14 protein-coding genes are annotated in these 22,327 nt (G+C 62.6%); 3 read left to right on the forward strand and 11 right to left on the reverse strand.

The features are described 5' to 3' along the window. Positions 1-190: 190 nt before the first annotated feature. The 4 genes from galE to Q7T64_RS16795 form a co-directional block, all read right to left on the reverse strand. On the reverse strand, positions 191-1,204 hold the full coding sequence (gene galE, locus Q7T64_RS16780; RefSeq protein WP_304798071.1) for a UDP-glucose 4-epimerase GalE: 1,014 nt from the start codon (positions 1,202-1,204) through the stop codon (positions 191-193). 52 nt (positions 1,205-1,256) lie between these two features. Continuing rightward, positions 1,257-2,207, reverse strand: a complete 951-nt coding sequence (gene galU, locus Q7T64_RS16785; protein WP_304798073.1) for a UTP--glucose-1-phosphate uridylyltransferase GalU — start codon at positions 2,205-2,207, stop codon at positions 1,257-1,259. A gap of 133 nt (positions 2,208-2,340) precedes the next feature. Beyond that, positions 2,341-3,756, reverse strand: a complete 1,416-nt coding sequence (locus Q7T64_RS16790) for a mannose-1-phosphate guanylyltransferase/mannose-6-phosphate isomerase (protein ID WP_304798075.1) — start codon at positions 3,754-3,756, stop codon at positions 2,341-2,343. A 96-nt stretch (positions 3,757-3,852) separates the two neighbouring features. Beyond that, positions 3,853-5,298: an undecaprenyl-phosphate glucose phosphotransferase gene (locus Q7T64_RS16795; protein ID WP_304798077.1), complete on the reverse strand. Its 1,446-nt coding sequence runs from the start codon at positions 5,296-5,298 to the stop codon at positions 3,853-3,855. 184 nt (positions 5,299-5,482) lie between these two features. Here Q7T64_RS16795 and Q7T64_RS16800 point away from each other — a divergent pair, with 184 nt between their 5' ends. The 3 genes from Q7T64_RS16800 to Q7T64_RS16810 all read left to right on the forward strand — a co-directional run bounded on the left by Q7T64_RS16800 (position 5,483) and on the right by Q7T64_RS16810 (position 9,929). Beyond that, positions 5,483-5,884, forward strand: a complete 402-nt coding sequence (locus tag Q7T64_RS16800; protein ID WP_304798079.1) for a group II truncated hemoglobin — start codon at positions 5,483-5,485, stop codon at positions 5,882-5,884. A gap of 211 nt (positions 5,885-6,095) precedes the next feature. Continuing rightward, positions 6,096-8,972: an FAD-binding and (Fe-S)-binding domain-containing protein gene (locus Q7T64_RS16805; protein WP_304798080.1), complete on the forward strand. Its 2,877-nt coding sequence runs from the start codon at positions 6,096-6,098 to the stop codon at positions 8,970-8,972. A gap of 246 nt (positions 8,973-9,218) precedes the next feature. Beyond that, positions 9,219-9,929: a TerC family protein gene (locus Q7T64_RS16810; RefSeq protein WP_304798082.1), complete on the forward strand. Its 711-nt coding sequence runs from the start codon at positions 9,219-9,221 to the stop codon at positions 9,927-9,929. A gap of 246 nt (positions 9,930-10,175) precedes the next feature. On the opposite strand, the gene Q7T64_RS16815 is transcribed toward Q7T64_RS16810, so the two are convergent. The 7 genes from Q7T64_RS16815 to Q7T64_RS16845 all read right to left on the reverse strand — a co-directional run bounded on the left by Q7T64_RS16815 (position 10,176) and on the right by Q7T64_RS16845 (position 21,930). Beyond that, the gene (locus tag Q7T64_RS16815; RefSeq protein ID WP_304798084.1) at positions 10,176-12,092 is read right to left on the reverse strand and encodes a bifunctional diguanylate cyclase/phosphodiesterase; all 1,917 of its coding nucleotides are present in this window, start codon (positions 12,090-12,092) and stop codon (positions 10,176-10,178) included. Further along, positions 12,089-12,523: a YfiR family protein gene (locus Q7T64_RS16820; protein WP_304798086.1), complete on the reverse strand. Its 435-nt coding sequence runs from the start codon at positions 12,521-12,523 to the stop codon at positions 12,089-12,091. Before Q7T64_RS16820 ends, Q7T64_RS16815 begins: the two co-directional genes overlap by 4 nt. 104 nt (positions 12,524-12,627) lie before the next feature. Beyond that, complete coding sequence (locus tag Q7T64_RS16825; protein WP_304798088.1) at positions 12,628-14,667, reverse strand: TonB-dependent siderophore receptor; 2,040 nt, start codon at positions 14,665-14,667, stop codon at positions 12,628-12,630. A gap of 215 nt (positions 14,668-14,882) precedes the next feature. After that, entirely contained in the window at positions 14,883-16,184 is a 1,302-nt protein-coding gene (gene glp, locus Q7T64_RS16830) for a gephyrin-like molybdotransferase Glp (protein ID WP_304798090.1), read from the reverse strand. Positions 16,185-16,221: 37 nt separating this feature from the next. Beyond that, on the reverse strand, positions 16,222-17,337 hold the full coding sequence (gene moaA / locus Q7T64_RS16835) for a GTP 3',8-cyclase MoaA (protein ID WP_304798092.1): 1,116 nt from the start codon (positions 17,335-17,337) through the stop codon (positions 16,222-16,224). 48 nt (positions 17,338-17,385) lie between these two features. Continuing rightward, on the reverse strand, positions 17,386-18,735 hold the full coding sequence (gene chrA, locus Q7T64_RS16840) for a chromate efflux transporter (RefSeq protein ID WP_304798094.1): 1,350 nt from the start codon (positions 18,733-18,735) through the stop codon (positions 17,386-17,388). 81 nt (positions 18,736-18,816) lie between these two features. After that, complete coding sequence (locus Q7T64_RS16845) at positions 18,817-21,930, reverse strand: Rne/Rng family ribonuclease (protein WP_304798096.1); 3,114 nt, start codon at positions 21,928-21,930, stop codon at positions 18,817-18,819. Positions 21,931-22,327 lie beyond the last annotated feature (397 nt).

Here is a 22,327-nt window from a genome sequence, read left to right on the forward strand (position 1 = left end):
GAGCTCGAATCGAGTTGCCTTTCGCGGTGCGGTTAGCCAAATGGGTTTTAGCGCCTTTTTCTTTGGTGACTTTCTTTTTGGCGCCGCCAAAAAGAAAGTTACGCGCCCGCGGGGGCGCCACCCCCGCTTGACCACAAAAAAACATAAAACACGATTAAACAACCCGAAGCAAGCAGCCCCAAAAAACGAATCAATATCCTTCGGGATTCCCCGACTGCCACCGCCAGTGATCCTCACACATCTCCGCCAAATCCCTCTGCGCGGCCCACCCCAGCAACTCCAACGCCAAATCCGGACACGCATAACAAACCGCAATATCCCCCGCCCGCCGCCCCTCGATCACATAAGGAATAGCCCGCCCGCTAGCGGCCTCAAAAGCCCGCACCGCCTCCAGCACGCTATATCCCCGCCCGGTCCCCAGATTGACCGTAAAACTCCCATCGGCAGAAAACAGGCGATCCAGCGCCGCCACATGCCCGCGCGCCAGGTCAACGACATGGATGTAATCCCGCACCCCGGTCCCATCGGGCGTCGGATAATCATTCCCGAACACCACCAGACGATCGCGCCGGCCCACCGCAACCTGCGCCACAAAGGGCATCAGGTTATTCGGTATGCCGCGCGGATCCTCGCCGATCAGCCCGCTCGGATGGGCGCCAACCGGATTGAAATAACGCAGGATCCCGGCCTGCCATCGCGCATCCGAGCGCACCAGGTCGTTGATGACCTGTTCAACCATCAGCTTGGAACTGCCGTAGGGATTGGTTGTCTGCAAGCGCGCGGTTTCATGGATGGGCACCGATTCGGGATCGCCGTACACCGTCGCCGAGGAACTGAATACGATGCGGCGCACGCCCGCTTTATCCATGGCTTGCAACAGGTTGATCGTGCCGTGGACATTGTTTTCGTAATACGTCAGTGGCATTTGCACCGACTCGCCAACCGCTTTCAGGCCGGCGAAGTGGATCACGGCATCGATCTCGTGGTCGCGCAGGATGGCGTCCAGTGCCTTGCGGTCGCGCACGTCGCTGATGACAAGGTGTATCGGCTGGCCGGCGATTTCCTCGGCCCGGTCCAGTGCGGTACGGGAACTGTTGCACAGGTTGTCGATAGCGACGACCTTATAACCAGCTTGCAGCAGTTCAATGCAGGTATGCGAGCCGATGTAGCCGCAGGCGCCCGTTACCAGTATGGTTTTTTCCATTCAGTCTTTCGTCCGGCGCGGCGGCCAGGCTTGCCGCGGCGCGCATCTTGAATCACATGTAAATGACGGAATGCGTAGCCGCTTGCGGCCTGCCCGCCCCCTTTGGCTCTGCGCCCGATGGCGACATCTGCTGCAATTGCATCTGCAACAGGTATTGGCGGAATTCCTCGCGCACTTCGGGATGGCGCAGTGCCAGCTCGACTGTCGCTTGCAGGTAACCTTGCTTGCTGCCGCAGTCGTAGCGCTTGCCTTCGAATCGATAGGATAGCACCGCTTCTTGCCGGAGCAGCCGGGCGATGCCGTCGGTCAGCTGCAGTTCGCCGCCGGCGCCGGGCGGCATTTCGCGCAGATGGCGGAAGATCGACGAGGTCATGATATAGCGCCCGACCACACCCATGTCCGATGGTGCATCGGCCGGCGCCGGCTTTTCCACGATGTCGTGCAGCTTGAGCAATCCTTCGGCAATGCTTTTTCCAGCCACCACCCCATACGAACGGGACTGTTCCGGCCGGATCGATTCGACGCCGATGATGCTGCTGCCGTAGTGCGCATGCAGGTCGACCATCTGCTTCAGGACAGGTACGCCGGCGTCGAGCAGGTCGTCGGCGAGGACGACGGCGAATGGCTCGTCGCCGATCAGTCGTTCGGCACACAGCACCGCATGCCCCAGTCCCAGCGCTTCGGCCTGGCGTACGTAGAAGCACTGGACGTTGTCGGGCTTGATGCCGCGCAAGGCGGTCAATATCGACTGTTTGTCGCGTGCGATCAGCTCGGCCTCCAGTTCATAGGCCTTGTCGAAGTGGTCCTCGATGGCGCGCTTGTTGCGCCCGGTCACGAAGATCATGTCGGTGATGCCGGCAGCCATCGCCTCTTCAACAGCGTACTGGATCAGGGGCTTGTCGACGATGGGCAACATTTCTTTCGGGCTTGCCTTGGTCACCGGCAGGAAGCGCGTGCCTAAACCCGCTACCGGGAATACTGCTTTTGTGATTTGCTTGTGCATGTCGGGCCGAGGTTGGAGGGTCGAGGGAGCTAACGGATAAGGGCAATGGGAAGCGGCGACGCAAGCGCGCAGCAGAAAATTGGACTTGTCGATACGGCGCCGAGTTCGCCGGCAACGCAAAACGCGGGCTCAGTCATGCCCTGCCGTAGCGATCCTCCAGTCGCACGATGTCGTCCTCGCCGAGATAGGCGCCGGACTGGATCTCGATGAGTTCGAGCGGAATTTTTCCGGGATTCTCCAGCGAGTGGATCGCGCCGATCGGGATGTAGGTGGACTGGTTTTCCGACAGCAAGTAGTCGCTTTCGCCATTCGTCACATGGGCGGTGCCCGATACGACGACCCAGTGTTCGGCGCGGTGATGATGCTTTTGCAGCGACAGCTTCGCGCCTTCCTTGACGACGATGCGCTTGACCTGGAAGCGATCGCCAGTGCCGATGCAGTCATAGGAGCCCCAGGGCCGTGATACTTGCCGGTGCTGGTTGGCCTCGCTGCGTCCTTCCTGCAACAGGCGGGCGACGATTTTTTTGGTGTCCTGGGCGCTGGCGGCATCCATCACCAGCACGCCATCGGCGGTTTCCACCACCACCACGTTGCGCAAGCCGACTGCTGTCACCAGCCTGCTGTTTGCATGTACCAGGCAGTGCTCGCAGTCTTGCAGCATGGCGTCGCCGTGCACCACATTGTCATGGTCGTCCTTGGGGGAGGCATCGTGCACCGAGGCCCAACTGCCGATGTCGTTCCAGCCGGCGTCGAGCACCACCATGGCGGCACGGTCGGTGCGCTCCATGACTGCGATGTCGACTGGCTGGTCCGGACTATTGGCGTAGGCGGCGGCATCGAGCCGCAGGAAGTCGATGTCGCGCACGCTCTTGCCGAGCGCAGCGCTGCAAGCCTCCACGATGGCGGGCTCGAACAGCGCAAGTTCCTGCAGGTAGCGCCGCGCGGAAAACAGGAACATGCCGCTGTTCCAGAAAAAATTGCCGCTGTCGATGTATTGCTGCGCTGTCGCCTGGTTCGGCTTCTCGACAAATTCGAGTACCGGCCTGACCGCCCCGGTTTCCGCCGAGCCGGCGCGAATGTAGCCATAGCCGGTTTCGGGATGGCCTGGCTGGATGCCGAAGGTCAGCAAATCGCCGTGCGCGGCTGCGGCGCGCGCTTGCGCCAGCGCCGCGGCCAGGGCGGCAGGGTCCTGGATGACATGGTCCGACGGCAGCACCAGCAGCAGCGGATCCTCATGCAGCGTTTGCGCATGCAGTGCGGCGCTGGCAATTGCCGGCGCCGTGTTGCGTCGCATGGGCTCCAGCAAAATCTGCGCATTGTCGATGCCGATTTCGCGCAACTGCTCGGCAAGCACGAAGCGTGTGCTCTCGCCGGTCACCAGGATCGGGGCGCCGATATCGGGGATGCCTTTTAGCCGTTGCAGTGTCTGCTGCAACAGGCTTTCGCGGCCGAGCAGGCGCAGGAATTGTTTCGGATGGCTCTCGCGGGAGAGCGGCCACAGGCGGCTGCCGGAGCCGCCGCACAGTATTACCGGAACCAGGATCGTCATATTGTCGTTACCTGCAGATTTGAACAGTGTCAGTGTCAGTGTCGGGGTAGGGCGGGGTGGATCCTGCGCTGCGCAGCGGTCCTGGCCGAACCGCTGTCAATAGGCATTGTTGCCGGTCCAGCCCTTGAATGCGGTCCAGGCGATGATCTTCAGGTCCATCGAAAACGACCAGTTCTGTATGTAGTGCAGGTCGAACTGCACGCGCTTGGCCATCTTGTCGTCGGTGTCGGTCTCGCCGCGATAGCCGTGTATCTGGGCCCATCCGGTAATGCCTGGCTTGACCCGGTGCCGCAGCATGTACATTTCCAGCTTGTTCTTGTACAGCTCGTTGTGCTGAAGTGCATGCGGGCGCGGACCGACGACCGACATGTGGCCGAGCAGGACGTTGATGAATTGCGGCAGTTCATCCAGGCTGGTGCGGCGCAGGAAGCGGCCAAGGCGGGTCACGCGCGGGTCGTCCTGCGTGGCCTGGGTCACGGCGCCATGCTCCTGGTGCACCCGCATGCTGCGAAACTTGAAGCACATGAATGGCCGCCCGTTCAGGCCGAGCCGCGGCTGGCGGAAAAATATCGGTCCCGGCGAGCTCGCCTTGATGCCGGTACCGATGGCGACGAACAAGGGCAGCAGCAACAACAGCACGACGGCGGCAAACACCCGGTCGAACACATCCTTGGCCATGGCATTCATGTCGGCGGCGACCGGCTGGTTGAGATCGACCGCCGGCATGCCCAGGAAAGTAATGACCTTGTTGGACAGTATCTGCATCGACAGCGTGTCGGGCACCCAGCGGATATCCACCAGCGCGTTGCGCAGCAGGTATTGCAGTTGCTGCAGACGTTCGGTTTCGGCCAGCGGCAGCGTGATCCAGATTTCGTGGATTTCATGGCGCGCGACATAGTCCGGCAGTTCAGTGAGCGAATCGACGCGCTCGGCGCCCGCAGCAGGCATGCCGGCCAGATCGGCCGCAGCCGCTGCCTGTGCCTGCGATGAGGCCGGCGGTGCACTGACCGGGAAGATCGCCTTCACGTCGTAGCCGTACCAGCTCTGTTCGCTGGCGCGGCGATGCATCTCGCGGCCGATGCCGCTGTAACCCACGATCACCACGCGCTTGTTGTTGATCCCTTTTTCGCGCAGGTGACGCAAGACGGTGTAGAGCAGCGCGCGCGTGAGCATCAGCGATATGACGCCGACCACATACCAGTGGAACATCCATAAGCGCGACAGCGAGCCGACGTGATGGATCAGGAAGCTGAACAGCAGCGCGAGCATCATGACCGCAGCCCACGACAAGGCGACTTGCCCGAACATCGCAGGCATCGAACGGCCGCGCCATGATCCGTACATGTTGAAGTTGGCGAACAGGATGAACGCCAGCGCACAGCCGAAATACAGCAGGATCGTGTGCACCGGCGTTGCCGCCGACAGGGGTGTATTGAAGCTCAGCAGTGCGGACAATTGACCGGCGCACCACAGGCCAATGACATCGACCACGCGCATCAGGAGTTCGAGTCGCGGAGAATTCTTGTGGATGGCGTCTTGCACGATTCTGTCGCCTTGTCGGTTGGGTTTTGGGTGCTGCGTATGTTTGCAATATTAATAAGTAAATACGTTATGAAATTGCTAATCAGATCTTGGTTGAGAAGCGTCAATCGAACATTTGTTCTGGATTTTTGCTGGTCTGCCAATGGATTTCGCGCGCCGTCTCATTGCGTTATCATCTCGCCCCATGACGACTGACGAAACGCAAGAACCAAGCGCGTATGACTTGATCGGTGGCGAACAAAGACTGCGCGCCCTGGTAGATCGCTTCTACGACCTGATGAACCTGGAGCCGCAATTCACGGCATTGCGCGCCATGCATCCGCCCACGCTGGACGGCTCGCGCGACAAGCTGTTCTGGTTTCTTTCCGGTTGGACCGGCGGTCCCTCCCTGTACATGGAGCGCATCGGCCACCCGATGTTGCGGGCGCGTCACTTGCCGTTTTCCATTGGCATCGCCGAACGAGACCAATGGCTGGCCTGCATGGCGCTGGCGATGCAGGACGAGGGCTTTCCCGACGAGCTGCATCAGCGATTGATGCAGGCTTTTTTCCAGACCGCGGACTGGATGCGCAACAGACAGGGCTAGCACGGGCTGGATTTGCCGTACCGCTGCCGGCATCCTGCAGGCGCGGCTTGCCGGTCGCGCAGGCGCCGCTTGCGGCGCAATCGGGCGCATTGCCCTGGGCTGGCGCCGGCATCGCCTTGCACCGCTTTCCATGCCGTCGAACCAGGAGCCTTAAATTACCGTAGCTACCCCCGCCACGAGCACCGTCACCAGCACGTTCGATAGCGCCGCCTTGCCGGCCGCCTTCCGCCACGCACTCGAAGCAGCGATCCAGGGCGAGGTCCGTTTTGACGAGGGCAGCCGCGCGGTGTACGCCGCGGATGCATCCAACTACCGGCAAGTTCCGATCTGCGTGGTGCTGCCGCGCTCGGCCGAAGATATCGAGGCCGCCTTGTCGGTCTGCCGGCAGTACGATGTGCCGGTGCTGGCGCGTGGCGGCGGCACCTCGATGAACGGGCAGGCAGTCAACGTGGCCGTCGTCATCGATACCTCGAAGTACATGAACCGTGTGCGCAATATCGATCCGGTGGCCCATGTGGCGGACGTCGAGCCGGGCGTGGTGTGCGACGCCTTGCGCGATGCGGCCGAGGAATACGGGCTGACTTTCGGCCCCGACCCGGCCACCCACAGCCGCTGCACGCTGGGCGGCATGATCGGCAACAACTCCTGCGGCGCGCATTCGATCATGGCTGGCAAGACGGTCGAGAATATCGAGTCGCTGGAAATCCTGACTTACGATGGCGCGCGTTTCCGGGTCGGGCCTACTACTGACGACGAACTGCAGGCGATCATTGCCGCTGGCGGTCGCCGCGGGGAAATCTACGCCGCGCTGCGCGACTTGCGGGACCGTCATGCCGATGCCATCCGCAGCGGATTTCCGCACATCAATCGCCGCGTGTCTGGCTATAACCTGGACCAGCTGCTGCCGGAAAACGGCTTCAATGTGGCGCGCGCGCTGGTCGGTACCGAAGGTGGCTGCGCCATCACGCTGGAAGCCCGGACACGCCTGGTGCATAGTCCGCGCGAACGCGCGGTGCTGGTGCTGGGTTTCCCCGACATTTACCTGGCTGGCGATGCGGTGCCGCGCATCCTGCCATTCAATCCGATTGCGACTGAAGGTCTCGACATTGCGATCATTGGCGGCCTGAAACGGCGCGGCTTGCGGCTTGAGGATATTGCCCGGCTGCCAGCCGGCGACGCCTGGATCATGGTTGAATTCGGCGCCGATACGCGCGCAGAGGCACAGGCGCAAGCGCAGGCGCTGGTCGATTCGTGGGCCGGTGAAAGCGCTGCGCCTTCGCACTGGCTGATCGACGATCCGGTGTGGGCCGAGCGTATCTGGACGATCCGCGAAGTGGGAGCGTCGGCGACCTCGCTGCAGGACCAGCCGGGACTACCCGACCCGGTGGTCGGTTGGGAAGATGCGGCGGTCGACCCGCTGCGGCTGGGTGATTACCTGCGCGAATTCCAGCGGTTGATCGACCGCTATGGCTACCAGACCTCGCTGTTCGGCCACTTTGGCGACGGTTGCATCCACGCCCGCATCACATTCGACTTGCGCAGCGTGGAGGGCATCCGTACCTGGCGCGCTTTTTTGCGCGAAGCGGCCGAACTGGTGGTGCGCTACGGTGGCTCGCTCACTGGCGAGCATGGCGACGGGCAGGCCAAGGCGGAATTCCTGCCCATCATGTATGGCCCGGAACTGATGCAGGCCTTCCGCGAATTCAAGGCGATCTGGGATCCCTTGCACCGGATGAATCCGCACAAGCTGATCGATCCTTACCGTGCCGACGAACATCTGCGGCAGGGGCCGGAATACCGGCCGATCAGGTTCGATACCCGCTTTGCCTTTCCCAAAGACGGCAACGGCCAGTTCGGCAATTTTTCGCGCGCCGTCGAACGCTGTGTCGGCATGGGCAAGTGCCGCTCGCAAGACGGCGGCACCATGTGCCCGAGCTATCGCGCCACCGGCGAGGAAAAATACTCAACCCGCGGGCGCGCCCGGCTGTTTGCCGAAATGCTGCGCGGCGACGTCGTCCGGGACGGCTGGAACAGTGAGGCAGTCAAGGAAGCGCTCGACCTGTGCCTGGCCTGCAAGGGCTGCAAGAGCGATTGCCCGACCCATGTCGACATGGCCAGCTACAAGGCCGAGTTCCTGTCGCATTATTACGAGCGGCAGCGCCGCCCGGTACAGGCCTGGAGCATGGGACGTATCGGGCAGTGGGCGCCGCTGGCCGCCGTTTTTCCGCGGCTGGTCAACCTGGTGACGCAAAAAGAACCCCTGGCGTCGATTGCCCGCGCCATCGGCGGCATCGCGCGCGGGCGCTCGCTGCCACCGCTGGCGCTGCGCACTTTCCGTTCCACCTTCGTTGCCAGGCCAGCCGGCGCACGGCGCGTGATCTTGTGGGTGGATACCTTCAGCAATCATTTCCAGCCGGAGGTTGCCCAGGCGGCGCTGCGGGTGCTGGAACACGCGGGCTGCACCGTCGTGCTGCCGAAAAAGCGCTTGTGCTGCGGTCGCCCGCTGTATGACTTTGGCCTGCTCGACCAGGCCCGCTCGCAACTGGCCGAGATCCTCGATGTGCTCGGACCCGAGATCGACGCCGGCACGCCGGTGGTCGGCCTCGAACCCTCCTGCACCAGTGTGTTCCGCGACGAGCTGCTGAATCTTTTCCCGGACGATGCGCGCGCGCGCAAGCTGGCGGCGCAAACGCTGATGTTTGCCGACTACTTGCAGCAGATCGGCTACCGGCCGGCGCCAGCCGGCGGCACGGCGTTGGTGCAAGGACATTGTCATCAGAAGGCGGTGCTCGGCATGAGCGCGGACGCAGCCATGCTGGCGGCCGCCGGCGTGCAATGGTCGTCGCCCGAGAGCGGTTGCTGCGGCATGGCCGGCAGTTTCGGCTTCCATCCGGATACCGCCGCCACCGCGCAGCAGATCGGCGAACGGGCCTTGCTGCCGGCGGTGCGCGCCAGCGATGGCGCAACGCGGCTGGTGGCAAACGGATTTTCCTGCCGCGAACAAATCCGGCTGGGCAGTGCTCGCGAGGCGGTACATATTGCGCAGGTACTGGACGAGGCCATCCGGAAAGAATTTCGTGACAATTAGCACAAGTCAATTTTTTGCCAGATCTGCGGGTTGACAAGCCCGGGCATCCAACCTATTGTTCAGGTCTTCAAGGGGGAGTAGCTTCACTGCAGATGTCGTCATTACGGGAATTTATTTTTCCCCGGCGCTGCAGGCAACGCATTGCGTTGTAGCCAGACCTTTACCAGCCGTTTGGTAAAGGTTTGCACCCGGGTGCCTTTGCCAGTAGCACGGAAACAAACCGGGCGTCGGACCAAAGGAGCTTCCATGGAGTTGTTTTCACCCGCGTTTTTCTCGGCACTGCTGGCGATCATCATGATCGACCTGGTGCTCGCAGGAGATAACGCTATCGTCATCGCGCTTGTAGCGCGTCGCCTTCCAGCCCATCAGCAACGCCTTACCATCATCCTCGGGACTGTTGGCGCGGTGGTGGTGCGCGTGGTGATGACACTGCTGATCGTCTGGCTGCTCAATATTCCATGGCTGCAACTTGCTGGCGGTTTGCTGCTGGTCTGGATTGCGTGGAAACTGCTGGCTCCCGACGCCAGTCACGATGAACATTCGAACCTGACAGTCGGCGAGGTCTCACTGGCCAGCGCCATCCGTACCATCGTGGTGGCCGATGCGGTCATGGGACTCGATAACGTTCTCGGCGTAGCCGGCGCGGCACACGGCGATTTCATGCTGGTCGTGATCGGCCTGCTGATCAGTATCCCCATCATGGTGTTGGGTAGCACGCTGATCCTGAAATGGGTCGAGCGCTTTCCGGCAATCATCTATATCGGCGCCGGTGTCCTGGCCTGGACGGCAGTCAAGATGATCGTGACCGACGCCAAAGTGCGCGAGTATTTCGCGGCAAACGAAATGATGGCTTATGTCCTGTACGCGCTGGTCATTGGTGCGGTGCTGGGTAGCGGCATGTTGCGCTCGAAGCGTTCGCGGGAACTGCAGCACACCGACCATCCAGCGGGCGGCTGATTGTCATGATGCAGTAACGACGTCGTGCAGTCAGGCGGCGTCGTGCAGCAAGGAAGTGAGGGCGAACCAGGCAAGCAAGGCCGGTTCGCCTTTTTCGTTTACGTCTGCGCCCGCCCGTGCAGGCTGCGCACGGGCGGGCGCAGCCTGGTGGCAGGCTGCGGCAGGCAGGCTTTTCGTGGCGGGTGCTGGCGGGCCGGCCAGACAGGCGCAATGGCTGGGAACGGGTCTGGACGCGCTCTTGCGTCCTCAAGCCTCGGCTATGCTTGCCTTCGCCGCAGCGTTTTCATGCTGCGCCCGCAACAAGGCGGTGATATGCGGCCCAGGCAAGGGCGCGCCCAGGAAGTAGCCTTGCACCCGGTCGCAGCCGTTTTCATCCAGGAAGGCCAGCTGCGCCGCAGTTTCGACGCCTTCAGCCACGACCATCACACCGAGCGAATGCGCCATCGCGATGATGGCGGTCGTGATGGCCCTGTCCTCGGCGTCGCCAGGCAGGCCGGTGATGAAGGCGCGGTCAATCTTGAGCTGGTCGATCGGGAAGCGTTTCAGGTAGGCCATCGACGAATAGCCGGTGCCAAAATCATCGACCGCGATACGCACGCCCGCGGCCTTTAGCCTGGTCAGCAGGCGCACGTTGTCATCGACGTTTTCCATCAGTACGGTCTCGGTGATTTCGAGTTCGAGCTGCCCGGGCGACACACCCGTGTCCCGCAGGATCGACAGGATATCGTCGACCATTGTTTCCTCGCGCATCTGGCGTACTGACAGGTTGACCGCCATGTGCAGTTCGCGCATGCCCTCGGCGGCCCAGCGGGCAGCCTGCTGGCATGCCGCTTCCAGTACCCATTTTCCTAGCGGAACGATGAGGCCGGATTCTTCGGCAATCGGTATGAACTCCACCGGTTGTATCAGGCCCAGTTCCGGATGCTCCCAGCGCAGCAGGGCTTCGACGGCGACGATGCGGCGGGTGGCAATGCTGATCTGCGGCTGGAAAAATACCCGCAGCTCATTGCGTTCCATTGCACGGCGCATGCTGTTTTCAAGCTGTACGCGCTTTTTCGCCCTTTGCTCCATATCCGGGTGGAAGCGCTCGAAGGCATTTTTGCCGCGGTTCTTGGCCTGGTACATCGCGGTGTCCGCATTGCGGGTCAGGGCTTGCAGGTCGGTGGTGTCGATCGGGTAGATCGACAGGCCCAGGCTGGCGGTCACATGCAAATCGATATTGTCGATCACGAACGGCTCGTTGAGCGCGGCCAACAGCTTGGCGGCCACTGATTCGCTCTCGCGGGAGCTGCTCGCCGATTCGAGGATCACGGCAAATTCATCGCCGCCGATGCGGCAGATGGTATCGGTCGTGCGCAGGATCTTGACCAGTCGCTGCGCGACCAGTTTCAGCAGGCGGTCGCCGTTCTGGTGGCCCAGCGTGTCGTTGACTGCCTTGAAATTGTCCAGGTCCAGGAACAGCAGTCCGACCATGCCGCCGAACTGGTCGACCTTCGACAGCGCAAAGGCCAGCCGGGCATTGAACGCGTGCCGGTTGGGCAACCCTGTGACCGAGTCGGAATGGGCCAGGTAATCAAGGTGCGCTTCGGTGTGGCGCACCACTTTGCGCATGCGCGACACCAGCACGAACGAGATGGCCAGGGAGCCGATCGCAACGGCCAGTGTCAGGGCAATGTAGCCCAGCACGCGCCACCACAATTTTTCCAGGCTGATGCGCAGTACGACCGTGCCGAGCTGGCGCTCGGCCAGCTTTACCGGTTGCGCCACCAATAACTCGGCGACGCTGAACTGATAGCCGGTCCGCAAAAGCGCGGCGTCCGGCATTGTCGGCGCCATCTGGTCGGGTGCCTGGTACAGGGCCAGCGTACTGCGGTCATGGCTGAAAATCGCGGCCGCCTGCACACTGGGTGAATATTCCAGCGCCGACAGTGTTTCGCGGGCGGCCCGGGGATCGTTGAAAACCAGGGCAGCGGCGCTGTTTTCGCCGATGATGCGCGCCTGTACCCGCAAGTCGTCAACCAGCGCGCTTCGCAACGAGACCACCTGGTAGATCGTCAATAGGGTTCCCGCCAGCAGCAAGGCCGCACCGGCCGTGACCAGCGTGGCCAAGTCCATCCAGTGCGACAGGCGGCCGGTTCGGTTGAACGGCGCGGTATTCATCATCGGACGTTCCTCGCCAATCGCAATAGTTTCGAACTCATGACCAGGCCGACCGCGCGCGCCGCCGAATTGTCGGCGTCAAACACGATCCGCGTACCTTCGGTTTTCAATGCAATCATGAGCCCGTCCTGCACCTCGAACTGGTCTGAAACGGTCAGTATGGCAGAGCCAGCCAGGGAGTTGCGGGCCGCGTTCCACTTTTCCCGCGGCATTGCGCCAACCACCAGCAATTCGCAGTCGCGCAGGCTGTCGCCGCCCTGGACCGTCTGCAGCTCCAGCCGCCGCCCAAGCAGCGTCGTCACGGCGAGTTCCTGCATGCCTTGCCTGAGTTCCGGTGCATTCAGGAAGCAGGCGTTGAACGCAGACCCCACTGGCATGGCATTGCCCGGCCAGTTGGTGAAAAGGGCCAGGTTGTACACGATTGCCGCTTTCAACCGGTAGTCTGCGATGGGCGCAGCATAGCTCGCGCTACTGCAAAGCAGTAGCGTAATCCCTGTCTGCAGGGCCCAGCGTCGGCAGGTGCGTGCAAAAACCAAGTTCAAAAGCCGATCGTCAATTTCATGCGCCAGGTACGGGGATCCTGTTGCAGGCTGTCTTGCGTGTGTTCGCTGCCACCAGGGTCGGCATAGCGCCGGTTGAAAACGTTATACAGGCTCGCGGATAGTTCTACCCCCTTTGCCAGGCTGGCAGACAACAGGGTTGCGTTGGCTACCCAATAGCCATCGATCTGTCCGGCCAGACTGCTGCGCGGGCCGACATATTGCGCTTCGAATCCGGTGCGCAATCGACCCAGCGGCACGGAAATATTGGCCTTGCCCAACACCCGTGGCGAGTTGACCGGATGCCCGCTGGCCGTACCGTCATGCGTGTGCTGGATGGTGGTGCTGGCGCGCAACCGTGCGCCACCGGCCCATGCGTGATCCAGGGCCAGTTCGAGTCCGCGTGCGACGGCCCTGCCGGCGTTCAGGAAGGTCGACATTTGCGTACCCGGATCATAGCTCTGGGTGATCAGGTCCGATACGATATTCTGGTAAAGCGTGGCGCTGAGTTTGCTGTTTTGACCCAAACGTTGTTCAACGATCAGTTCGCGGGACTGGATGCGCTCGGACTTGAGCCGGGGATTGGCGTTCTGGCCGTCGGGGGCGGGCGCCTGGTAATACATTTCATACGCATTGGGATCGCGGTACGCGGTGCCGAAAATGCCCTTGATCACGGTTCCCGTGCGCGGCTTGTAGATCAGCGCCAGACGGGGATTGAGGATGGATGTGGTGATTTCAGAGGAGTCCAGGCGCAGTCCTGCATTGAGCACCAGCTTTGGCCCGAGCATGATTTCGTCCTGGATGAACAATCCCGTGCTGCGCCCGCGCCGGCGATCGTCAAGGCCGGCAACATAGGGTGCAACGTAGTAGTTGTATTGCGCGCGGCGATGGTCCACCGAATGTTCGGCGCCAAACACCAGCTTGTGTCCGCTAAAGCGCGTGCTGACCAGCTTGATGTCGGCGGCGATCGTGCTGCCCACGCTGCCATCGCGCTGGATATTCAGGGGCGGCACGTCATAAACGTAGTCGCCTTCGTACTGGTAGCGGCCGAACGACAGGTTCAGCGATAGTTCAGTGTTGCTCGACAACACATCGCGATAGCCGACTTGCCCCCGGGTCTGGACGTCGCGCGTGAGCGACCTCGGGTCATTGAATACCTGCGCGAAGGAGGCGGTCGGGATGCCTTTGGTCCGTTCAGCGTGCGCCAGCGTGAAGCGCCATGGACCTGCGCTGCCTTTTGCGAACAGTGAATTGGCGAGGTCGTGATCCAGCCCGCGGGCGATGCCATTGTTGTTGCCGGGCGTGTCGAACTCGGGGTAGTACAAATCTGCGCCAGTGCTGCGGTAACGGGTGGCCGACAGCAGCAGTTCGGCGCCGGCATCGTTACGCAGCGAAAGCGTGGCACGGCCCTTGGCGCCGCCAAACCGGCCGGCTTCGCCCGACAGTTGTACCGGCGGCAGGTTTCGAGGGTTTTTGGTCACGACATTGATGACGCCGAAGAATGCGTTGGCGCCATACATCGATGATCCGGCGCCAGGCACGTATTCGACGCGCTCGATCAGGTCAATGTCCAGCATGAATTCGGTGCCGACCGCCGCCTGGTTGTACACGGCATCGTTGGTGCGCTGGCCGTCGATCAGCAACAGGAAGCGTGTGTTGTAGTCGCCGGGGCGCAGGAATCCGCGCGCGCCGAGATAGGTGTAATTGCGGTCCTGGTTGACAGTCAGGCCGGGCAGGGTGCGCAGTATGTCGGCCAGTGTGCGCCAGCCGAAGCTGCGTATTTCTTCAGAGGTGACCACCGAAACCGCCGAAGGCGCGTCGCTGGCGCTTTGCAGGTACTTCGAGGCACTGTAGACCTCGGCATCGAGCAACTGCTCGATGGGCATGCGCACCAGTTCATCGACCTCTGGTCCATGCTCCGTCGCCATTGCGCTTGAACAACCCAGCAGGGAAGCAAGCAAGCCGCCCGCCGCTACCATGCGGCGCAACGGGCTTTCCTGGCAATGGTCATGCGCCATGATCGGCTTGTGGACAGGCATCAACGGCAGACCCGGCGCAGCGGGAGCTCCACGCTCAGGCAATCACGCGCCCGCTTGATGGTCGGTTGCTGCAAGGATGTTGAGCTTTTCTGATGATGTGCATGACTGGTAAACAATTTTATCTCTCGTCAATCTTGCCTGAAAGACATTGTAACCGTTCGCACAACACGCCGGGGCGCCATACCGGGTCAAATACGTTCTTGCCCGATGCTATTTCAGAGCAGTCCCTCAAACAGGATGACGTCGACCATGTCGCCGGCGGCAACCTGGCCCTGCTCGTGGTGCAGCACCACCATGCAGTTGGCCTCGGACATCGAGCGCAGGATGCCTGAGCCCTGGGCGCCGGTAATACTGACGCTGCGGCTGCCGTCGGCTGCGGTGCTCAGGATGGCGCGCTGGTATTCGGTGCGGCCAGGCTTTTTACGGATGGCGGAACTGGAAACGACCGACATCAGCGGCAGTGGCGCGGGGCTTGCCCCCATCATGTGCAACAGGGCCTCGCGCGCAAAAAAGTAGAACGTGACCATCACCGCCACCGGATTGCCGGGCAGGCCGAACAGGTACGCGCCGCGTCCGCCCGAGGAGATATGGCCGAATGCCATCGGGCGGCCGGGCCGCATGCCGATTTTCCAGAAACAAACGTCGCCGAGCTTGGCCATCATGTGCCGCGTGTAATCGGCCGCGCCGACCGAGACGCCGCCGGAGGTGATGATGGCGTCCGCATTTTCCGCCGCGCTGCGGAAAGCCTCTTCCAGCGCCTGTGGCTCATCCCGCACCACGCCCATGTCGACGATGTCACAGCCAAGGCGGCGCAGCATGCCATACAAGGTGTAGCGGTTGCTGTCGTAGACGCAGCCTTCGTCGAGCGCTTCGCCAATCGAGCGCAGTTCGTCGCCGGTGGAAAAAAATGCGACCCGCAGTCGCCGCTGTACAGGCACTTCGGCAATCCCCAGCGATGCCAGCAGGCCAAGGTCGGCCGGGCGCAGTATCTTGCCCTTGGCTAGCGCAATGCTGCCGGCGGCCAGGTCTTCCCCGGCAAAGCGCCGGTTGTCGCCGGCCCGTACCACGCCAGCGGGAATGGTGACCGATTGCGCGTTGCCGTCGCGGGTGAATTCCTGTGGCACGACCGTATCGCAAGCGGGCGGCATGATGGCGCCGGTCATGATCCGCAGGCACTGGCCCGGACCGACGTCGCCACTGAAGGCGCGACCGGCATAGGCGGTGCCGACTACCTGCAGGCTGACGTCCTTGTCGTCCAGGTCGGCGGAGCGGATTGCATAGCCGTCCATCGCAGAATTGTCATGCGCCGGGACATTGATCGGTGAAATGATGTCGGCTGCCAGTACCCGGTCCAGCGCCGCGCGGATTGCCAGCTTCTCGACCGAGTCGACCGGACGGATGAAGGAGCGGATCACCTGTTGTGCGCTGGCGACGGGCAAGGCGTCCGGGTCGTAGCCCGATACGCAACTGGCGATCTGGTCCAGGGACGGGTGCAATGGCTGTTGGGCTGTTGACATGAAGCTGCTTTCTTTTTCCGGGAGCCGCATGGCTGCCTTACCCGCCAATGTAGGACATTTCGACTTTGCGGCGCGCCTGCGCCAGCCCTTCGGTATTGATGGTGCGCAGTTGCGAGTAGCGGTCGCCGCGCTGGCGCCACAAATGGGCGATTGCGCTTTCCACTTCGGCATCGCTGTGGCCATTGCGCAGCAGGCTGCGCAAGTCATGTCCGGCGCTGGCGAACAGGCAGGTATAGACCCGCCCCTCGGTCGACAGGCGCGCGCGCGTGCAGTCGCCGCAGAACGCTTGCGTGACGCTGGCGATGACGCCGATCTCGCCGCCGCCATCGCGATAGCGCCAGCGGGCGGCGGTTTCGCCAGTGTAGTTTGATTGCGTTTCAACGAGCGGCATTTCCGCGCTGATGCGGCGCACGACTTCGGCCGAGGGAATCACTTCGTCGAGCTTCCAGCCGTTGGACGCGCCGACATCCATGTATTCGATAAAGCGCAGGATGACCGGCGTGTCCTTGAAGTAGCGCGCCATCGGCACGATTTCCTGGTCGTTCATGCCGCCCTTGACGACCATGTTGACCTTGATCGGGCCCAGGCCGACCTGTTGCGCGACGTCGATGCCATGCAGGACTTCGGCGACCGGGAAATCGACGTCATTCATGCGCTGGAATACGGTTTCGTCGAGCGAGTCGAGCGACACGGTGACGCGGGTCAGGCCGGCATCCTTGAGCGACTGCGCCTTGCGCGCCAGCAGTGAGCCGTTGGTGGTCAGCGTCAGGTCGAGCGGCGTACCGCCTGGCGTGCGCAGCATGGCCAGCATCTCGATCAATTTTTCGATGTTCTTGCGCAGCAGCGGTTCGCCGCCCGTCAGGCGGATCTTGTTGACCCCATGCGCGACGAAGTGGCGCGCTATGCGGGTAATTTCTTCGAACGTGAGCAAGGAGCTTTGCGGCAGGAACGCATAGTCCTTGTCGAATACTTCCTTGGGCATGCAATACACACAGCGGAAATTGCAGCGGTCGGTGACGGAGATGCGCAAGTCCCGCAGCGGCCGCGACAGGGTGTCGCTCAGCAGGCCAGTAGGGGTTTCGAGAACGTCCGGAATGACAGCGGGCCGGTCCGGATAGCGTTGCTCGGCAATGGGAATGACTTTGACGACCATGATGGTGTGAACCTTGTCGTGCGAGCAGCTCGCAACGCACCGATGATGTTAGCGAAGATAAGATACCACGAGGCCCGCCAGTGCACAGGCAGCCAGCAAGCTGATTGTTCCGGCCTTGAAGCGCAACAGCGCAATGCTGGCCAGTGCCGTGATTGCCACTGCGGCAAAGTCCCACTGTCCGAACGGTCGTTCAGTGTGGAATACATGTTGTGCAAAGAATACGGCCAGGCTGACGATGACGCCCACGACTGCCGCCGAAATGGCGGTCAGCGGCGCGGTCAGGCGGATGTCGTCCCGCGTGGATTCCACCAGCGGTCCGCCAGCCAGGATGAAAATGAATGAGGGCAGGAAGGTGAAGAAGGTGGCCACACAGGCGCCGATCACGCCTGCGGCCGCGAGCTGCCCCAGCCCCAGCACTTCCTTGGTCCAGCCGCCGACAAAGCCGACGAACGCCACGATCATGATCAGCGGGCCGGGCGTGGTTTCACCGAGGGCCAGGCCATCGATCATTTGGGGGCCGGTGACCCAGCCATAGGTTTCCACCGCGCCCTGGTACACGTAAGGCAATACGGCATAGGCACCGCCAAAAGTCAGGAACGCCGCCTTGGTAAAGAACCAGCTCATCTGGCTGTAAGGGCCATGCATGCCGCCGAAAGCCAGCACGATTGACAGCCAGACGGCAGCGCCGACCAGCAGGCCCGCCGCGCACAGGGCCAGCAGCCGCGCCGGCCGGTAGCGGGCGTGATCGGGGGTGGGGGTGTCGTCGTCGATCAGGGCCGGCCCGTAAGACTTGTGGCTGGCTGCATGGCCGCCGCCGAGCTGGAATTTGTCTGGCCGTACGCGCGAGCCGACCATGCCAATCAGGGCCGCCGTCAGTACGATCAGCGGAAACGGGATGCCGGCGACGGCGATGGCCAGGAACGCTGCCAGCGCAATGGCCAGCAGCCAGCGGTTCTTCAGTGTGCGGCTGCCGATGCGCCAGGCCGCCGCCAGCACGATCGCCACCACTGCGGGCTTGATGCCGTACAGGATACCGGCGACCAGGGGGACGTCGCCATAGGCCAGGTAAATCCAGGAGAGCCCGGACAGGATGGCGAGCGAGGGCAGTACGAACAGCACGCCGGCCAGCACGCCGCCGGTCACACCGTGCATCAGCCAGCCAATATAGATTGCCAGTTGGGTTGCTTCCGGACCCGGCAGCACCATGCAGTAATTCAACGCATGCAGGAAGCGCCGTTCCGAGATCCAGCGCCGCTTTTCAACCAGCTCGGCATGCATCATCGCAATCTGCCCGGCCGGACCGCCAAAACTGATGAAGCCCAGTTTCAGCCAGTAGAGGAATGCCTCGCCCAGGCCGACCGGCGCGGCTGCTTCCTGCAATACGGTTTGCTGTTGCATGGTTTTATTCCAGCGATGAAAAAGGGAGCCGAAACTCCCTTTTTCATTGATACGGCCATCAGCCGCCGGCAGGCAGTCCGATCAGCGTCGGGTCTCTACCTGGACCAGCGGGTCGGAGGATAGTGGCTGCAAGGACTTGCGCTCACGCGGCGGCGGCGTCGGGATCACGATGCGCGCCGATGCTTCCTGGGCAGCGCGAAGTTTTTCCGGATCGGTCACGGCCAGTGTCAGGCCGGCGCCGGCCAGTACCTGGCGCAGTTCGTCCAGCGGCATCGCTGCACTGGTGGCAGTGACGGCCCTTGGCATCGCTGCCTGCGGTGCAGCCGAAGCAGCCGGTATTGCCGGCGCCTCCGGCAGCGCTGCCGCCACTGGCTGCGCCACGGCAGCCGAGTGTGCTGCAGCGATGGCTGGCACCGGTGCAATCACTTCGGCAGCAGCGACTTCGGCCTTCATTTCCGCAGCCAACTCGGCTTGCGGCATGACGGCCGGCATCGGCGCGGGCTCAGGCTGCGTCTCGGCGAGCGCCTGGACTGCGGCCTGCTCTTGTGGCGCTGCTTGCACTGCGGGAGCCGGCGCTGGCGCCGGTTCTGCCGTTTGCGCTTCGGCAGTGGCGGGCGTTTCCTGTGCCATTGCCGGTGCTGCAATCGGCAGGACAGCTTCTGCCGGCGCTGCAACTTCCACCTGCGGGGCAGGTGCCACGATGGCAGCAAGCGGCTCTGGCTGTGCCGGTACGGGCACTGGCGCCATATCGGCAACCTGTGCGGCTACGGGCTCGGCCAACGCACCTGGCTCGGCGGACTCGACAGCTTCCATCGATTCGCCGGCTTCACCTTCTTCCAGCGCTTCCGCGGATTCCGGATTGTCGCGATCGCGACGGTTGCGGTTGCGGCCGCCACGACGGCGACGCCGTCGCTTTTGCTCTTCACCTGCTTCGCCGCCTTCACCTGCCGGACCCGCATTCAGTTCCTGGTCGTCCGGTGCTTGCCCGGCATCAATGACCGTGGCCGGCGTCAGACCGCCAGCAATGGGCAGCAGCGCCAATGTTGCGTCCTCGGTCGTTGACTCGGGGGATGCGCTGGCTTTTGCTTCGTCCCGTGGCGGGCGTGGCTGGCGTTCCCGCCGGCCTTCACCACGCTCGGCGCGTTCGCCCCGTTCTCCGCGTTCGGTCCGTTCAGGACGGCCCTCAGCGCGGCCTTCAGCGCGCAACTCGGACGGCTCGCGCGTTTCACGTGGCTCACGTGGCTCACGCGGCTCGCGTGCTTCGCGTGGCGGTCGCTGGCCGCGACCGGACTGGACGGTTTGTCCGGCGGACTTTTGTACGGCTTCTTCGCGTGGCTCCTGCTTGCCATTCTCGCGTTCGTCGCGTCCACGTCCGCGGCTGCGGCTGCGTCCACGGCCACTGGCAGTGCGGTCCTGTCGCTCACGCGCAGCGGCTGATTTCTCTGCCGCCGGTGCTACTGCAGCAAGCGGCGCGGCCGGTTTTTTGCGGAACATGCCGAACAGGCGCTCGAGGAATCCTTCCTCGCGCGATTCGGCAATCGGCGCCGCTGCGGCCAGGACAGGCTGGGGACGCTCGATGATCGGCGCTGGCTGGTCAGGGGTGATGCTCTTGACCATGGCTTCCTGGCGCGGCTTGGCTTCTTCTTTCTGGCGCTTGCTGTAGCCGACATCGGTGTCGGCTTCTTCTGCCATCGAATAGCTTGCCTGCAAGTCTTCGAGGCGCGGATCGTCATGCTTGATCCGTTCGAGCTTGTAATGCGGTGTTTCCAGGTGCTTGTTCGGGATCATGATCACGGACACGCGGTGGCGGGTCTCGATTTTCAGGATCTCGCCGCGCTTTTCGTTGAGCAGGAAGGCGGCCACATCGACTGGCGACTGCACATGGATGGCGGCGGTGTTTTCCTTCATCGCCTCTTCCTGGATGATGCGCAGGACTTGCAGGGCGGACGATTCGGTGTCGCGGATATGGCCGGTGCCGTTGCAACGCGGGCAGGTGACATGACTGCCTTCGGACAGCGACGGACGCAGGCGCTGGCGCGACAGCTCCATCAGGCCGAAGCGGGAGATCTTGCCCATTTGCACGCGGGCGCGGTCGTAGTGCAGTGCGTCTTTCAGCCGGGTCTCGACTTCGCGCTGGTTGCGCGCGCTTTCCATGTCGATGAAGTCGATCACGATCAGGCCGCCCAGGTCGCGCAGGCGCAACTGGCGGGCCACTTCGTCGGCGGCTTCAAGGTTGGTGTTGAGCGCCGTGGTTTCGATATCGCTGCCACGGGTTGCGCGGGCGGAGTTGACGTCCACCGACACCAGGGCTTCGGTGTGATCGATCACGATCGCGCCGCCGGAAGGCAGCGGTACCGTGCGCGAATAGGCGGTTTCGATCTGGTGTTCGATCTGGAAGCGCGAGAACAGCGGCACGTCGTCCCGATAGCGCTTTACGCGATGCACCATGTCGGGCATCACGTGGCTCATGAACTGCTGGGCCTGTTCGTAGATGTCGTCGGTGTCGATCAGGATTTCGCCGATGTCCGGCTGGAAATAATCGCGGATGGCGCGGATCACCAGTGACGATTCCTGGTAGATCAGGAACGAGCCGGGCGCTGACTTGCCGGCGCCTTCGATCGCGCGCCACAGTTGCATCAGGTAGTTCAGGTCCCACTGCAATTCTTCGACATTGCGGCCGATGCCGGCGGTACGGGCAATCACGGACATGCCGGTCGGAATGTCGAGCTGGTCCATGGTCTCGCGCAGTTCCTGGCGGTCTTCGCCTTCCACCCGGCGCGATACGCCGCCGCCGCGCGGATTATTGGGCATCAGCACCAGGTAGCGTCCGGCCAGCGAGACGAACGAGGTCAGTGCGGCACCCTTGTTGCCGCGCTCTTCCTTTTCCACCTGGACCATGATTTCCTGGCCTTCGCGCAGTGCGTCGCGAATGCTGGCGTTGCGGACATCCACGCCGTCCTTGAAATAGGTGCGGGCGACTTCCTTGAACGGCAGGAAGCCATGGCGGTCTTCACCGTAGCTGATGAAGCAGGCTTCGAGCGATGGCTCGATGCGGGTGATGACGCCCTTGTAGATATTGGATTTGCGTTGCTCGCGACCGGTGGTCTCGATGTCGATGTCGATCAGTTTCTGACCGTCGACGATGGCGACCCGCAATTCTTCTTGCTGGGTCGCATTGAACAGCATGCGCTTCATGTTTTACTCCGTGACCCGAAGGTCTGGTCGTGCCGCAGCGAAAAGCTGCGGCTAGGTACGGGATGTACGCAAGGACGGAGTGCCTGGGGGAGGGGAACTGCCTAACGTGCGACGGCGCTGACGCGCGCGTTGCAACAGGGCGCTGAAACAACTCACCGGCTTCACCTCACGCAGTACGGCCAGCAGGCCGCAATCCGGCTCCGCGGCGCAAACCGGATAAACCGGTTGCGAACGACGCGGCAACAGAAAGCGACCAGCAGGCCAGGTGCGATTGATCAGTGGGCACGATGGCTGTTTCAAACCGGCAAGCCCGCTCTTGGCAAGCTTGCCGGAAATATCCTTACATTCCGGGCATTAAGTCCAACAATCCAGCGACGGTCCGATCGCAACTACGGTG

Origin of the sequence: Lacisediminimonas sp. (assembly GCF_030645335.1) — a bacterium.
Taxonomy (GTDB): domain Bacteria; phylum Pseudomonadota; class Gammaproteobacteria; order Burkholderiales; family Burkholderiaceae_D; genus Lacisediminimonas.